15 protein-coding genes are annotated in these 14,356 nt (G+C 72.3%); 5 read left to right on the forward strand and 10 right to left on the reverse strand.

The window, feature by feature from the left end; all coding sequences use genetic code 11:
- From IE170_RS32680 to IE170_RS17540, 4 genes are all read right to left on the reverse strand, one after another.
- Positions 1 to 855: AI-2E family transporter (locus tag IE170_RS32680; RefSeq protein ID WP_229884892.1), on the reverse strand; the 855-nt coding region annotated here is incomplete at its 3' end.
- 117 nt (positions 856 to 972) lie between these two features.
- Positions 973 to 1,671, reverse strand: coding sequence for an aggregation-promoting factor C-terminal-like domain-containing protein (locus tag IE170_RS17530; RefSeq protein ID WP_125545564.1), 699 nt, complete (start codon positions 1,669 to 1,671; stop codon positions 973 to 975).
- 415 nt (positions 1,672 to 2,086) lie between these two features.
- Positions 2,087 to 3,403, reverse strand: a complete 1,317-nt coding sequence (gene phoH2, locus IE170_RS17535; RefSeq protein ID WP_189810316.1) for an RNA 5'-3' helicase PhoH2 — start codon at positions 3,401 to 3,403, stop codon at positions 2,087 to 2,089.
- A 319-nt stretch (positions 3,404 to 3,722) separates the two neighbouring features.
- Positions 3,723 to 4,484, reverse strand: a complete 762-nt coding sequence (locus IE170_RS17540; RefSeq protein ID WP_189810317.1) for an isoprenyl transferase — start codon at positions 4,482 to 4,484, stop codon at positions 3,723 to 3,725.
- A 128-nt stretch (positions 4,485 to 4,612) separates the two neighbouring features.
- Between IE170_RS17540 and mgrA the strand changes: the two genes are divergently transcribed.
- On the forward strand, positions 4,613 to 5,650 hold the full coding sequence (mgrA, locus tag IE170_RS17545; RefSeq protein ID WP_189810318.1) for an L-glyceraldehyde 3-phosphate reductase: 1,038 nt from the start codon (positions 4,613 to 4,615) through the stop codon (positions 5,648 to 5,650).
- 141 nt (positions 5,651 to 5,791) lie between these two features.
- Here mgrA and IE170_RS17550 read toward each other — a convergent pair whose 3' ends face one another.
- Positions 5,792 to 6,547, reverse strand: a complete 756-nt coding sequence (locus IE170_RS17550) for a prepilin peptidase (protein ID WP_189810319.1) — start codon at positions 6,545 to 6,547, stop codon at positions 5,792 to 5,794.
- Between the two features lie 86 nt (positions 6,548 to 6,633).
- Between IE170_RS17550 and IE170_RS17555 the strand changes: the two genes are divergently transcribed.
- The 3 genes from IE170_RS17555 to IE170_RS17565 all read left to right on the forward strand — a co-directional run bounded on the left by IE170_RS17555 (position 6,634) and on the right by IE170_RS17565 (position 9,331).
- Positions 6,634 to 7,017 carry a DUF192 domain-containing protein gene (locus IE170_RS17555; RefSeq protein ID WP_189810320.1) on the forward strand — a complete coding sequence of 128 codons (384 nt, stop codon included), beginning with the start codon at positions 6,634 to 6,636 and terminating at the stop codon, positions 7,015 to 7,017.
- A gap of 88 nt (positions 7,018 to 7,105) precedes the next feature.
- Positions 7,106 to 7,723: an SMI1/KNR4 family protein gene (locus tag IE170_RS17560; RefSeq protein WP_189810321.1), complete on the forward strand. Its 618-nt coding sequence runs from the start codon at positions 7,106 to 7,108 to the stop codon at positions 7,721 to 7,723.
- Between the two features lie 312 nt (positions 7,724 to 8,035).
- Positions 8,036 to 9,331 carry an extracellular solute-binding protein gene (locus IE170_RS17565; protein ID WP_229884894.1) on the forward strand — a complete coding sequence of 432 codons (1,296 nt, stop codon included), beginning with the start codon at positions 8,036 to 8,038 and terminating at the stop codon, positions 9,329 to 9,331.
- Between the two features lie 20 nt (positions 9,332 to 9,351).
- Here IE170_RS17565 and IE170_RS17570 read toward each other — a convergent pair whose 3' ends face one another.
- The 4 genes from IE170_RS17570 to IE170_RS17585 form a co-directional block, all read right to left on the reverse strand.
- Positions 9,352 to 9,972, reverse strand: coding sequence for a hypothetical protein (locus tag IE170_RS17570; RefSeq protein WP_189810322.1), 621 nt, complete (start codon positions 9,970 to 9,972; stop codon positions 9,352 to 9,354).
- A 108-nt stretch (positions 9,973 to 10,080) separates the two neighbouring features.
- On the reverse strand, positions 10,081 to 10,404 hold the full coding sequence (locus tag IE170_RS17575; protein WP_189810323.1) for a nuclear transport factor 2-like protein: 324 nt from the start codon (positions 10,402 to 10,404) through the stop codon (positions 10,081 to 10,083).
- Positions 10,405 to 10,521: 117 nt separating this feature from the next.
- Positions 10,522 to 11,322 (reverse strand): polysaccharide deacetylase family protein, encoded by an 801-nt coding sequence (locus IE170_RS17580; protein ID WP_229884896.1) that lies wholly within the window; start codon positions 11,320 to 11,322, stop codon positions 10,522 to 10,524.
- 306 nt (positions 11,323 to 11,628) lie between these two features.
- Positions 11,629 to 13,227, reverse strand: coding sequence for an MDR family MFS transporter (locus tag IE170_RS17585; protein ID WP_189810324.1), 1,599 nt, complete (start codon positions 13,225 to 13,227; stop codon positions 11,629 to 11,631).
- 157 nt (positions 13,228 to 13,384) lie between these two features.
- On the opposite strand from IE170_RS17585, the gene IE170_RS17590 reads away from it, so the two are divergent.
- Positions 13,385 to 13,963 (forward strand): TetR/AcrR family transcriptional regulator, encoded by a 579-nt coding sequence (locus IE170_RS17590; protein WP_189810325.1) that lies wholly within the window; start codon positions 13,385 to 13,387, stop codon positions 13,961 to 13,963.
- 147 nt (positions 13,964 to 14,110) lie between these two features.
- On the opposite strand, the gene IE170_RS17595 is transcribed toward IE170_RS17590, so the two are convergent.
- Positions 14,111 to 14,356: hypothetical protein (locus IE170_RS17595; protein WP_229884898.1), on the reverse strand; the 246-nt coding region annotated here is incomplete at its 5' end.

Here is a 14,356-nt window from a genome sequence, read left to right on the forward strand (position 1 = left end):
GGTCAGTGTCCGCCAGGCGCGCGGCCCGGCGCCGGCCACGCCGGGGCGGGCGGCCGCCGGGACCAGGCCCAGGGCCCAGGTCCAGATCCGGCCGCCGTCGTAGAGCAGGAACAGCGTCGAGAACATCGCGAGGAGGATCCCCGTCAGCACCTCGACCAGGACGGTGACGCCCTGGAGGCCGGCGGAGGTGATCTGCTCGGTGTTGGTGCCGATGGTCTCGCTGAGGTTCTTGGCGATGTCGTTGATCTGCTTCTCGGTCACGTGGAACGGACTGTCCAGCGCCCACAGTTTGAGCTCGTCGATGCCGTCGCGGACCCGGTCCGAGAGGTCGTCCAGGTTCTCCATGACCTGCCAGACGACGAACCAGCCGACGAGCCCGATGACGACGAAGCCCAGGACCGCGGTGACCGACGTCGCGAGGCCGCGCGGCAGGCCGAGCCGGCGCAGCCGGACGACGAACGGCTGGAGGAGCGCGGTGACGAGCAGCGCCGCCGCGAACGCGAGGACGACCAGGCGGACTTCGCTGATCACCTTCATCAGCACCCACAGCATCCCCGCGAGCAGCAGCAGCCGCCAGCTCACCTCGGCGGCGACCCGCATCCCCCACGGAATCACCGCCGCGGGGTGCGGCCGCCCGTCCGGGCCGGGGTGGACGGGGTGGCCGCAGTGCGCGGCGGGGGCGTCCGGCACGGCGGCGGGCGGCGCGGCGGGACCGGCGGGTGCGGCGGGCGGGGCGGCGGCCGTCTCGACGTCGGCGGTGTCGGCCTCCACGGACGCGCGCCGCGCCTCGAGCCGCGCCTCCATCCGGCTCAGTCTGCTCCCGAGCCGGCCCAGCCAGCCTGGCCTCTTCGCCATGTCGTTCCTCTCCCCCGTCCGCGGACACGCCTCGAACGACCGTACACGCGGGAGCCCCGCACCGTTGTACGGTGCGGGGCTCCCCGAAGTGCGGGCGTGCGCGCTCGGCTGCGGGCTCTAGTACCAGCCGTTGGCCTGGTGGAAGGTCCAGGCGGCGCAGGGGCTGCCGTAGCGGTCGTTCATGTAGTTGAGGCCCCACTGGATCTGGGTGGCCGGGTTGGTGCGCCAGTCGTCGGCGACCGAGGACATCTTCGACCCCGGAAGCGCCTGGACCAGGCCGTAGGCGCCCGAGGAGGGGTTCACGGCCTTGTAGTTCCAGGTGGATTCCTGGTTGATGATGTTCGAGAAGCACTGGAACTGGCCGCCCGGGACGATCTGCCGGGCGATCTCCTTGACCTGCGCCACCGTGTAGGAGCTCTGCGGCGCGAAGTCCGAGGCGCTGCGGGTCGCGGAGCGGCTCGCGGCCTGCTCCTTCTCCTCGCGCTCCTTCTTCGCCTTCTCGTCGGCCGCCTTCTGCGCCTCGGCCTTCTTCGCCTTGGCGTCCTCGGCGGCCTGGAGGCGGGCGGCCTCCTCGGCGGAGCGGCGGGCGTCGGTGTCGGCGCCGTGCGCGAGGGAGTCGGCCTGCTGCGCCAGGGATCCGCTCTGGATCTGGGCCTGCTCGCCGACGGGGATGTCGGCGAGGAGCGTCGCCCCGGACGCGGTGGTCTCGAGATCGTTGGAGGCGGGGTCGCCTGCGGCCACGCCCACGACGGCGCCGACGGTGGTGACCGCGGTGGCCGAGGCCACTGCGAACCCCCGGACCGAGATCCGGCTCACACGATGTCCTTCCAGCAGCGTCCGCGTGACCGGGCGGGCGCAAGAGTGCCCCTTGACGCTGGCCTCCGTGGAGCTTCGGTCACTGGAGGCGCGGACCCGTGGGCAACTCCCTTGCGGGGGCTGCCGCGTGATGCTCGGGCGGCATACGGCGGAACGACTGTGGAGTTGTGGTGCTGCGCGCGCACCTCACAGGAGGTACGGCTGTGCCGTATGCGGGGCCTGACGGAAAACAGACTCTGCCGGACCCCGGCGCCGCAAGGCAATTCCGCACTGAGTGGGAAAGGTCACACCCCCCGCTGCGCTGCCGTTTCGCACGAAGGGCTGTGCAGCGGGGCGCCGCCCGGCTAGGCTCCTGGGCCTTTGCCGGGCGGCGCCAACTCCGCCGACCACTATGGGTGTTTTGCCCCGCGGTGCCTTACAGGGTCTCCAGCATCTCCGTGACGAGGGCGGCGATCGGGGAGCGCTCCGAGCGGGTCAGCGTGACGTGCGCGAAGAGCGGATGGCCCTTCAGTTTCTCGACGACGGCGACGACTCCGTCGTACCGGCCGACGCGCAGGTTGTCCCGCTGGGCCACGTCGTGGGTGAGGACCACCCGCGAATTGGCCCCGATCCGGGACAGAACGGTCAGCAGCACGTTCCGTTCGAGGGACTGCGCCTCGTCCACGATGACGAACGCGTCGTGGAGGGAGCGGCCGCGGATATGTGTGAGCGGCAGGACCTCCAGCATCCCCCGGTTCAGCACCTCCTCGATGACCTCCCGCCCGGCGACCGCCGAGAGGGTGTCGAAGACGGCCTGCGCCCAGGGGCTCATCTTCTCGGACTGGTCGCCGGGCAGGTAGCCGAGCTCCTGACCGCCGACCGCGTACAGCGGCCGGAAGACCATCACCTTCTGGTGCTGGCGGCGCTCCAGCACCGCCTCCAGGCCCGCGCACAGCGCCAGCGCCGACTTGCCGGTGCCGGCGCGGCCGCCCATGGAGATGATGCCGACCTCGGGGTCGAGCAGCAGGTCGAGGGCGATGCGCTGCTCGGCGCTGCGGCCGTGCAGGCCGAACGCCTCGCGGTCGCCGCGCACGAGCCGGACGTTGCCGTCGGCGGTGACGCGGCCGAGCGCCTTGCCGCGCTCGGACTGGAGGATGAGCCCGGTGTGCACGGGCAGTTCGGCGGCCTCGGGGACGTACAGCCGCTCCTCGGAGTAGAGGAGGTCGACCTGTTCGCCGGAGAGGGCGAGCTCGCTCATGCCGGTCCAGCCGCCGTCGGTGATGGCGAGCTCGGCGCGGTACTCCTCGGCGATCAGCCCCACGGAGGAGGCCTTGATGCGCAGCGGGAGGTCCTTCGAGACGACCGTGACGTCGTAGCCCTCGGCCTGGAGGTTCCGGGCGACCGCGAGGATCCGCGAGTCGTTGTCCCCCAGTCGGAAGCCGGCCGGGAGGACGCCGGGGTCGGAGTGGTTGAGTTCGACGCGCAGCGTGCCGCCCAGCTCTCCGACGGGGAGGGGGGCGTCGAGGCGGCCGTTGCGGACGCGGAAGTCGTCCAGCAGGCGCAGGGCCTGGCGGGCGAAGTAGCCGAGCTCGGGATGGTGGCGCTTGGCCTCCAGCTCGGTGATCACGACGATCGGGAGCACGACCTCGTGCTCGTCGAATCGCGTGACCGCGTTGGGGTCCGCCAGCAGGACGCTGGTGTCGAGGACGTAGGTCCGCCTGTCGGGCAGGCGGCGCTTGGTGCTGGTCACCACGGAAGGACGTACCCCCTCGGAAGAGGTCGGGCCATGAAGACCGGACCGGTCATCGGCACCCCTGCGAGGGCCGAATTCCGGCCCTCCCGTTCCGTCCGTGCGAACCGCACGTGCGTCCTGGTGCAAAGGGCCTCCCGGGCGGACGACCCCGTGCCGTCCGCTGAGACTCGACACCCGTGGATCGGGCATCGACCTGAAAGGGGTATTCCCCGAACGGCCTCGGCCATGCCTTGGCATATGACGGACGCTCGGTGAACCCCAGGTGAAAGCCTCGTGGTGGGACGGCCGCGGCGTAAGGGGGCGTCAGGCGCCCCCGCCCTCAGGTCCCGTAGCGGCGGTGGCGGGCCGCGTAGTCGCGCAGGGCGCGCAGGAAGTCGACCTTGCGGAAGGCCGGCCAGAAGACCTCGCAGAAGTAGTACTCGGAGTGCGCGCTCTGCCACAGCATGAATCCGGACAGGCGCTGCTCGCCGCTGGTGCGGATGACGAGGTCGGGGTCGGGCTGGCCGCGGGTGTAGAGGTGCTCGGCGATGTGGTCGACGTCGAGGCTCTCTGCGAGCTCCGCGATGGTGGTGCCCTTCTCGGCGTGCTCCAGGAGCAGCGAGCGGACGGCGTCGGTGATCTCCTGGCGGCCGCCGTAGCCGACGGCGACGTTGACCAGTATCCCGTCGATGTCCCGGGTGGCCTGCTCCGCCTCCTTCAGCACCGACTGGGTCTGCACCGGGAGGATGTCGAGGTTGCCGACGTGGTGGACGCGCCAGCGGCCGTCGGCGGCGAGGCCGCGGACGGTGTTCTCGATGATCTGGAGGAGCGGGCGGAGCTCGACCTCCGGCCGGTCGAGGTTGTCCGTGGAGAGCATCCACAGGGTGACGACCTCGACGTCGGTCTCGGTGCACCAGCCGAGCATCTCGGAGATCTTGTCGGCCCCGGCCTGGTGGCCCTGCTCCGTCGTGCCTCCGGACGCCTTCGCCCAGCGCCTGTTGCCGTCCAGGATCACGCCGATGTGCTTGGGCGACGCGGCATGGTCGAGGCGGCCTTCCACCCGGCGTGCGTACAGCCTGTACACCAGGTCGCGCAGCTTCACGATCTTCCAGCCCCTCCGTGCAGTGCCCCCGTGCGAAATGCGGTCCCTCCCCCGAGCCGCCACATTACTGCGCGGCGGGATCGGGTACCCAACTCGGTCGGTCACAGGTCCGTGATAGGGAGGACATCGTGACTGATACCAATCCCTATCGGGCAGAGCCGACGCGCTACGACGCCATGGAGTACCGGCGCACGGGCCGCAGCGGCCTCAAGCTCCCCGCGATCTCCCTCGGCCTCTGGCACAACTTCGGCGACGACAAGTCCCTGGAGACCCAGCGGGCGATCCTGCGCCGCGCCTTCGACCTCGGGGTGACCCACTTCGACCTGGCCAACAACTACGGTCCGCCGCCCGGCTCGGCCGAGCTGAACTTCGGCAAGATCCTTTCCCAGGACTTCGCCCCGTACCGGGACGAGCTGGTGATCTCGACGAAGGCCGGCTACTACATGCACCCCGGCCCGTACGGCGAGTGGGGCAGCCGCAAGTACCTGCTGAACTCGCTGGACGCCTCGCTGAAGCGGATGGGCGTCGACCACGTCGACATCTTCTACTCGCACCGCTTCGACCCGGAGACGCCGCTGGAGGAGACCATGGGCGCCCTCGCGTCCGCGGTCCACCAGGGCAAGGCCCTGTACGCGGGCGTCTCCTCCTACACCGCGGAGCAGACGGCGGAGGCGGCGCGGATCCTGCGCGGGATGGGCGTGCCGGCGCTGATCCACCAGCCCTCGTACTCGATGATCAACCGCTGGACGGAGGAGGACGGCCTGCTCGACACCCTGGAGGAGGCGGGCATGGGCTGCATCGCCTTCGCGCCGCTCGCCCAGGGCCTCCTGACGGGCAAGTACCTCCGGGGCATCCCGGAGGGCTCGCGCGCCTCGCAGGGCAAGTCCCTCGACCCGGGCCTGCTCTCGGAGGACGTGCTGCGGCGGCTGCAGGGCCTGGCGGGCATCGCGGACCGGCGCGGGCAGTCGCTGGCGCAGCTGGCGCTGACGTGGGTGCTGCGGGACGAGCGGATGACCTCGGCGCTGATCGGCGCGTCGAGCGTCCGGCAGCTGGAGGAGAACGTGGCCGCGCTGGCCGGTGCGCCGCTGACGCGGGAGGAACTGGCGGAGATCGACTCCTTCGCGGTCTCCACGCCCGGTACGAACATCTGGGCCCAGCGCGGCTGACCTGCGCTTTTCCGGCGGGGGGCGGGCGCCGGGCCGGAAAAGGAAAACGGGCCGGTCCGTGGGGGGGATACGGACCGGCCCGAGGGGGGGGTTCCACCATAACCCTTCGTAAAGCGTGATGCGTGCATCGGCGCCGAATGATTACGCTCCGAAACCGCCCAGCAGCAATCCGGTGAGGGTTCCGGCCGCCATGAAGGGCCCGAAAGGGAACGCCTGCTTCCGCCCGTTCGGGCTGCGCAGGACCAGGAAGAGGCCGTACAGGGCCCCGTAGAGGAAGCCCAGGAAGGCCCCGAAGAGCCATACCCCCCACCCGTACCACCCAAGAGCGACGCCCAGGGGAAGCGCCAGCTTGACGTCCCCGAAGCCCATCCCGGCCGGGTTGATCAGGAACAGCAGCAGGTACGCCGCCCCCAGCGCGGCTCCGCCCAGCAGGGCGAGCCGCCAGGACCCGGCGGCCCCCGGTGCGAGGGCGGCGGCGCCGAGCCCGGCCGCTGCGGCCGCGGCGAGCGGCAGGGTCAGCAGGTCGGGCAGCCGGTGCACGGCGAGGTCGACGAGGGCGAGCAGGACGAGGACGGGGGCGAGCCCCGCGAAGACGGCGGTCTCCGGGCGCGGGCCGGCCGCGGCGGCGAGCGCGGCGCAGACGGCGCCCGCGACCAGCGCGGTGGTCCCGCTGCGCACCCCGTAGCGCGGCCCGCACTCCCCCGCGTCGGCGGCGGGCCCGGCGGGGCGGCCGGGGCAGCGGGCGGGCCCCAGGCGGCCGCGGAGGGGGTGGCCCTGCGGGCAGTGGGTGCGCCAGGGGGCGCCGGGCTCGACGGAGAGCCGGTACGCGGCGCGCGGCAGCAGCCACCCGGCGGCCGCCCCGTACCCGGCGGCGAGGAAGATCACGAGCACGCCCACCCGCCCGAAGGTAGGCCCCGCCGCCCGCGCCGGGCATGGGCCCGTGGACCCAACCGGCGGCCCCGGGGCCGGTCTACTGTGGCGGCATGGCGGGCGGGCGGCGGTGGGCGGACGGCGGGGCGGAGTTGCGGATCGGCGCCGGGGGCGCGCGGGTGCCGCTGGAGGTGGCCGCGTCCTGGCGGGCCCGGACGCGCGGGCTGCTGGGCCGTGACGGGATCGCGGGCGGCCTGCTCCTCACCCCTGCGGGCAGCGTCCACACCTTCGGGATGCGGTTCGCGATCGACGTGGCCTACCTGGACCGGGACCTGCGGGTGCTCGCGGTGGCCGCGATGGCGCCGGGCCGGCTGGGGCTGCCCCGGCTGCGCTCCCGGCACGTCCTGGAGGCGGAGGCGGGCGCGATGGCGGCCTGGGGCCTGGCGGTCGGCACCCGGGTGGCGGTGGTGCAGCCGGGGCCGCGCGCGCCCGGGTAGCGCCCCGCCGAACGCCCGGCCCGGGGTGGGGCGCGGGCCCGCCCGGCGGTAGGTTGGGGCGGTTGGGCTGGGGTGTCAGGGGAGCGGCATGACGGAGAACGTGCGCGTGAAGGCGCTGGAGCAGATCATGCCGGCGACGCACGGCGCCGACGAGGACATCGACTGGCGGGCCGCGGAGGCCCTCTGGAACACCCGCTTCCCCGCCGATTTCGTGGCGTTCATGGGCCGCTTCGGCGCGGGCTCCATCAACGGCGAGGCGAGCATCCTGCCGCCGCTTCCCCAGCAGGGCCCGCAGTGGGACCCGCCGGGCATGGCCGAGGAGACCGGGAACGCCCGGCAGTCGTGGCACGCCGCGGGCGGGCGGGCCGCGCTGGACGCCGACCCGGACGCGATCATCGCCTGGGGGGTCACGGGCGGCTCGGACATCCTGTGCTGGCTCGCCTCGGACCCGGATCCGGACCGGTGGCCCGTCCTGGTCGTCGGCCGGCACACCGCGGAGCCGTTCGCGGTGTACCCGTACGGGATGGCGGAGTTCCTGTACCGGCTGTGCTCGGACGAGTTCGACGTGAGTCCCGTCGGGCTGACGTTCTGGGACGGGGGCCGCCTGAGCTTCGTCCACTGGCGCAAGGCGCAGCGCCGCTGGCAGGAGGGCCGCAATCCGGAGACCGGCGACCCCGACCCGTACGCGGGCGAGTTCGGCCCCTGACTGCGCGGCCCGCGGCGCCCCGTCGGCGTCGGCGGCCTGTTCCGCTCCCCCGCACCATCCGAGCCCGTTCCCGGCCGCACCGGCCGGAAACGGGCTTTCGGCATTTCTACGCGCGTCCGGACAATCGCGGCCCCAGCGGAATGTACGAGCCGTAAAAGCCGCGCTTGGAGCAATGGCCACAAGTTCTGCCCCCATGGGGCCAATCCGCCCGACACGGGGCAGAATTCCGGCCATCGGGCCACCGGCGGACACCCCGGTCCGGAGCCCCCATAAGCAGCGACGGAACTCGAAAGAATTCAGGGAAGAACACCGGTGCAACGAAGAATTTTCGGCGCGGGCGCGGTCGCGGCCGTGCTCGCACTCCTGGCCCCGCTGGCCGGATGCGGCTCCGGCGCCGGCTCCGACAGCGGCACGCTCCGCCTGGTCGCCGCGGAATACGGCGGCGACAAGGCCACCAGCTCGAAGCCCTTCTGGGACCGGGTGGCGAAGGAATTCGCCGCCGCTCATCCCGGCACCGCGGTGGAGGTGCAACTCGTCCCGTGGGCGGATGTCGACCGCGAGGTGTCGCGGATGGTGAAGGCGGGAAAGGCGCCGGACATCGCCCTCATGGGCTCTTATTCGGATTTCGCGGCCGACGGCCGGCTGTATTCCGCCGACGAACTCCTCTCCGTGGCCTCCGAGGCGAACTTCCTGGCGCCGCTCGCCGAGGCCGGCTCGATCGGCAACACCCTCTACGGCCTGCCCTGGGTGGCGAGCAGCCGCCTGCTCTTCTACAACGAGGCCCTGTTCAAGCAGGCGGGCCTGACGACCGCATCGGGGGCGCCGGCCGCGCCGAAGACCTGGTCGGAGCTGAGGAACGCGGCGAAGGCGCTCAAGGGCAAGGGCGTGAAGTTCCCGTACGCCATGCCGCTCGGCCCGGAGGAGGCGCACGCGGAGGCGATGATCTGGGAGCTGAGCAACGGCGGCGGCTACTCGGACAGCGCCGGCAACTACAGCCTGGCCTCGGACCGGAACATCGAGACGTTCCGCTGGATCCGGGACAACCTGGTGGGCCCCGGCCTGACCGGCCCGGTGGCCCCGGCGCAGCTGAACCGGGCGGAGGCGTTCGCCGCGTTCCTGCGGGGCGAGGTCGGCATGCTCAACGGCTACCCCTCGCTCGCCCACGAGGCCCGGGCGCGGGGCATCGGCGTCGGGGCCGTCGCCATGCCGGTCTCGGACTCGTTGACGTCCGGGGAGACCCCGCCGACCGTGGGCGTCGCCGACTGGATCATGGCGTTCAGGCAGAACGGCAAGCGGGACGGGATCGCGCAGTTCCTGGAGTTCCTCTACCAGGACAAGAACCTGACGGAGTTCGCGGGCCGCTACCACCTGCTGCCGTCGACGGTCTCGGCCACGCGCACCCCGGCCGGTGCGATCGACGACAACGACCAGCAGTTCCTGACGGCCCTGCGCGGCGCCCAGCTGTACCCGGTGAACGACCCGGCCTGGGTGGAGGTCAGCGACACCATCAAGCGGAACATCGGCCGGGCCGTCGAGCCGGGCCGGGACCCCAAGACGGTCCTGGAGGAGATCGCCGCGAAGACGCACCAGGCCCGGAAGGAGAACTGACCGCCGCGGGCGGCCCGCGTTCAGTGCCTGCGGTGCTCCGCCGAGAACGCCGTCCGGTGGTTCTCGCAGTCGGAGTCCCACGGCATGGAGCCGCGGAGCGTCCCGTAGCCGGTCCGGGTGAGGGACCACTCCACCGTGTACGCGCCGGTGTCGCAGGCGATCCGCTTGCCGCCGGGCACCTTCTCGCGGCCCGTCGCCGGCCGGTCGGCGAGCTCCCGGTGCACCTCGACGACCGTCCCGCGGGACGCGGAGCGCACGGAGGCGTGCAGCACGATCGGGTGCCGGCCGTCCTTGGTCGTCACGGCCTTCTTGACCAGCATCGAGTCCGACACCGCCCAGCCGAAGTCGAACTCGGGCTCCCAGGCGAGGGTCTTGGGGTCGCCGGTCCGCCGCTCGTGGTCGGGGGCGGCGGGGTGGGCGGGACGCGCCACCGTCTTGTACCGGATGCCGGGGTGGAAGCGCAGCTGCGCCTCGACCTTGTGCATCTCGTCCTTGGTCCAGAGGGACTTCATCGCCGTGTCGGCGCCGGCCGGGTCCTGGAGGTAGGTGCCCTGGGCGGCGGTGGCGGGCTGGCCGAGGAGCGGCGCGAGGGCCGCCGCGGCGGCGGCGACGGTGAGGGCGGCGGTGCGGGTGCGCTTCATGCCGGGTCCAACGGGGCCCCGCGGCGGCCCGGAACGAGGCCCGCCGCGCTTTCACCCGTACGGGACCCCGCGTGCCCGAGGCGCCGCCGGCGCGTCCGCGGGGAGGTGCTACGCCTGGCCGGTCTCGAAGCGGCTGATGCGGTCGCCCTGGACGGTGAAGCGCCAGGCGGTGCGCATCTCGCCCCAGGTGTCGTTGCGGTAGTCGGCGACGAGCCGGCGGCCGCCGTCGGACTCGGACTGGACGTCCATGTGGCCGCCGGAGTCGAAGATCTCGCGGTCGGCCCACTCGTGCAGGTCGCGGTCCGTGCCGTCGTCGGACATGGTCGCGTCCGGGGTGAGGAGGGCGAGGAAGGCGTCCCTGTCGTGCGCGTTGACGGCGGCGACGAACGCGCTGACGACGGGGTCGGAGAGTTTGGCGGGCGCGATGGCCACGGGGACCTCCTGGTCGGGCGGGCGCACGGGTTGCGCAGGATCAGGGAACACCCGGCGGGGGCGGTTGCCGCCGATCCTCACCCGTTCGCCGCCCGGCGGCGTGTCAGGGCCGCTGCGTCAGGGGGTGTCGGGGGCGGTGCGGACGGGGAAGCCGGTGGGGCGGCCCTGCCGCTCCAGCCAGTCGAGGATCGGGCCGAGGGCTTCCACGGTCTGCCGGCGGTCACCGCCGCCGTCGTGGAGGAGGATGGTCGGACCGTTGCCCAGTTCCCGTTTGACGGTGCCGACGATGGCGGCGGCTCCGGGCTTCTGGAAGTCCTTGGTGTCGACGTTCCAGCCGAGGGGGCGCATTCCTGCGGCAGCGGCGATGCGCCGGCTGTCGGGGGTGAACGCGCCGCCGGGGGCGCGGTAGTACTCGACGCGTGCGCCGCCGCCGGCGGCCTCCTCGATGAGCTTCTGCGCGTCGAGGATCTGCTTCTCCTGGTAGGCGACGGGCTTGCGGTCCATGGCCGTGTCGTGGTCCATGGCGTGGTTGCAGAGCCGGTGGCCGCCCGCGACGACCTTCTTGACGAGGTCGGGGTGGGCCTTGGCCCGGGGGCCGACCATGCAGAAGGTGGCCTTGACGCCGCGCTCCTCCAGGACGGCGAGGATGCGGGGGGTCCACTGGGGGTCGGGGCCGTCGTCGATGGTGAGGTTGACGGCGCCGGCGCCGCCTTCGGAGGCGTGGGCTATGTCCTCGGGTATGCGCTGTACGGGGGCCTCGGGGGCCTTGGCGCCGTCCTCGGCTCCGGTCCCTCCCTTGGCACCGTCTTCGGTGGTGCCGGCCGGGCGGGCGGGGTCCGGGCCGGCGAAGGCGGCCACCCCCCACACCGTCATCGCCGCGGCCGCGGCCGATGCCGCGACGGCCACCCGCGTGCGCATGCCCGTCCGGCGTGCGCGTGCCGTGAACTCCCTGAAGCCCATGAGGCGTCCCCTCCCCGATCGGCGTTCCCGTCGGCCCTTCTGTGGGTCAGGACGTGCCCGCCCGCGCGCGGGGTTCCCACCAATGGCCCCAAAAGGCCTGGTAGAGGACCTTGGTCCTTGATCGGACGAAATAAAGTCCTGTCGGCTCGCGGGACGGCCGGGACCTGAGGGGCGGACGGGCACGCGCACGGCAAGGCCCCGGCCCCCGCGGGCATTTCCGCGGGGGCCGGGGCCGGGTCGTACGGACCGCCGGGCGGCGGCCGGTCAGTGGGCGACGGGCGCCTGCGGGGCCGCGGCGGGGGCCGCCCCGGCGGCGCCGCCCGCGGGGGCGGCTGCCGGCGCGGGGCCGGATCCGCGCAGCGGGACCTCCTTGACGAACCAGGCCGCGGCGAAGCCCAGTACGGCGACGAACGCGCCGAGCAGGAACGCGGAGTGCGTGCCGGCGGCGACCGCGTACTGGTACGCCTCGCGCACCGCCTCCGGCAGCTTCGCCAGGCTGGCCGCGTCGAGCTGGGCGGAGCCGACCGAGCCGGCCGCCTCGGGGCCCAGGCGGTCGGTCATGGCGTCGGTGACCCGGCTGGTGAAGAGGGAGCCCATGAGGGCGACGCCGAACGAGCCGCCGAGGGTGCGGAAGAGGGTCGCCGTCGAGGAGGCGACGCCCATGTCCTTCATCTCGACGCTGTTCTGCGCCACCAGCATGGTGATCTGCATGAGGAAGCCGAGGCCGGCGCCGAGGATCGCCATGTACACGCCTGAGACGAGGCGGCCGGTGCCGGTGTCCATCTGCGCGAGCAGGTACAGCCCGGCGACCATGAGGGCGCCGCCGACGATCGGGAACACCTTGTACCTGCCGCTGTTGGTGGTGACGCGCCCCGCGATCAGCGAGACGGCCATCATCGACAGCAGCATGGGCAGGAGCAGCAGGCCGGAGTTGGTCGCGGAGGCGCCCTGCACGGACTGCTGGAAGAGCGGCAGGTACAGCACGGCGCCGAACATGGCGAAGCCGACGAGGAAGCCGATCACCGACATGAGGGTGAAGTTGCGGCTGCGGAAGATGTGCAGCGGCATGACGGGCTCGGCGGCCTTGGTCTCGGCGAAGAGGAACGCGGCCGTGGCGACCACGCCGACGATGATCAGGCCCAGGATCTCGGCCGAGCCCCAGGCGTACTCGGTGCCGCCCCAGGTGGTGACGAGGACGGTGGAGGTGATCGCGATGGTCAGCAGCGCCGCGCCCAGGTAGTCGATCTTGCCCTGTGCCTTCTTCTTCGGCAGGTGCAGGACGGCGGTCACCATGGCGAGCGCGACGGCGCCGAGCGGCAGGTTGATGTAGAAGGACCAGCGCCACCCCATGTGGTCGGTGATGGTACCGCCGACCAGCGGGCCGCCGATCATGGCGAGGGCCATCACGCCGGCCATCATGCCCTGGTACTTGCCGCGGTCGCGGGGCGGGATCAGGTCACCGATGATCGCCATGACGCCGACCATCAGGCCGCCGGCGCCCAGGCCCTGCACGGCGCGGAAGCCGATCAGCTGGCCCATGTCCTGGGCCATGCCGCTGAGCGCGGAGCCGATCAGGAAGATCACGATGGAGGCGAGGAAGGAGCCCTTGCGCCCGTACATGTCGCCGAGCTTGCCCCAGATGGGGGTGGAGGCGGCGGTGGCCAGCGTATAGGCGGTGACCACCCACGACAGGTGCTCCAGGCCGCCGAGCTCGCCGACGATCGTCGGCATCGCCGTACCGATGATCATGTTGTCGAGCATGGCCAGCAGCATGGCGATCATCAGCGCCATGAGGACGACCCGGACGCTGCGCGGCTTCACCTCCTCCGCCGCCGCCCCGGTCTTTGTGGCATTGTCGACCATGATCCGCTCCCCGTTGCACGCCGGTTGCCGGACGGCAGTCCCGCGGCCCGCTGCTGCGTGCGCACGGTGTACTTACTTGCCGACCGGCTAGTTCACTACACTGGGGAAGGTAAGCCCGTCACCAGCCGGGCGTCAAGCAAGCAGTGTGGGGAGAGGCATGTCCAGCAGCAGTCCGCAGGGGCGTCGAGGCAACACGCGCCAGCGCATCCAGGACGTCGCGCTGGAGCTCTTCGCCGAGCAGGGGTACGAGAAGACGTCGCTCCGGGAGATCGCGGAGCGGCTGGAGGTCACGAAGGCGGCGCTGTACTACCACTTCAAGACCAAGGAAGACATCATCATCAGCGTCTTCGACGACGTCACCCGCCCGATCGACGAGCTGATCGAGTGGGCGCAGCGGCAGCCGCGGACCCTGGAGACCAAGCGGGAGGTGCTGCGCCGCTACAGCGAGGCCATGGCGGCGGGCGCGCAGCTGTACCGCTTCATGCAGGAGAACCAGGCGACGATGCGGGAGCTGAGCATCGGCGAGACGGTCAAGCGCCGCCTGTTCACCCTGGTCGAACTGCTCCGCAACGACGACGGCCCGCTGACGGACCAGGTCCGCTGCGTCAGCGCCCTCTTCACCCTGCACGCCGGGATGATGTTCCTCCAGCACGTGGAGGGCGACCCGGAGGAGACCCGGGTGGCGGCCCTGGAGGTCGCGACGGACCTCATCACCCGGGCCCACCACGCGCCCTGACGGCCGTACGGTCGTCAGGGCGCCACGGGCACCGGGCAGGCTGCGGCGCCGGAAACGGGGCTGGTCGGAGCGGCCCCCGGGGCTCACTGCCCGCCACGAAGCACCTTCGGGCAACGGAGGTCCGGAAAACCGGTCCGACCTGCCGTACTACGGCGACGCCGGGAAGACTGCCGGACCGAAGCGGACCGGGGTGTGCCACGGCTGTGTGCCGACCACCCAGGCGACGTTCAGGAAGCCCTGCTTGTCGACGCCGAGCGCGGTCAGCAGATCGGGCGCCTGGTTCGCCATGGCGATGGGGGCACCCGGCGGGAAGACCGACGGCCCGAACCGCACCGGCGCATGCCACGGCTGCGTACCGGCCACCCACGCCACATTCAGGAAACCGTCCCTGTC

Source organism: Streptomyces toxytricini, assembly GCF_014649915.1.
In the GTDB taxonomy this organism is placed as follows: Bacteria; Actinomycetota; Actinomycetes; order Streptomycetales; family Streptomycetaceae; genus Streptomyces; species Streptomyces toxytricini.

Bases quoted from the DNA above. Each gene is read 5' to 3' on its own strand.
- IE170_RS17585 (WP_189810324.1), bottom strand. From the start codon at position 13,227: ATGGTCGACAATGCCACAAAGACCGGGGCGGCGGCGGAGGAGGTGAAG.
- IE170_RS17590 (WP_189810325.1), top strand. From the start codon at position 13,385: ATGTCCAGCAGCAGTCCGCAGGGGCGTCGAGGCAACACGCGCCAGCGC.
- IE170_RS17580 (WP_229884896.1), bottom strand. From the start codon at position 11,322: ATGCGCACGCGGGTGGCCGTCGCGGCATCGGCCGCGGCCGCGGCGATG.
- IE170_RS17570 (WP_189810322.1), bottom strand. From the start codon at position 9,972: ATGAAGCGCACCCGCACCGCCGCCCTCACCGTCGCCGCCGCCGCGGCG.
- IE170_RS17555 (WP_189810320.1), top strand. From the start codon at position 6,634: ATGGCGGGCGGGCGGCGGTGGGCGGACGGCGGGGCGGAGTTGCGGATC.
- IE170_RS17560 (WP_189810321.1), top strand. From the start codon at position 7,106: ATGACGGAGAACGTGCGCGTGAAGGCGCTGGAGCAGATCATGCCGGCG.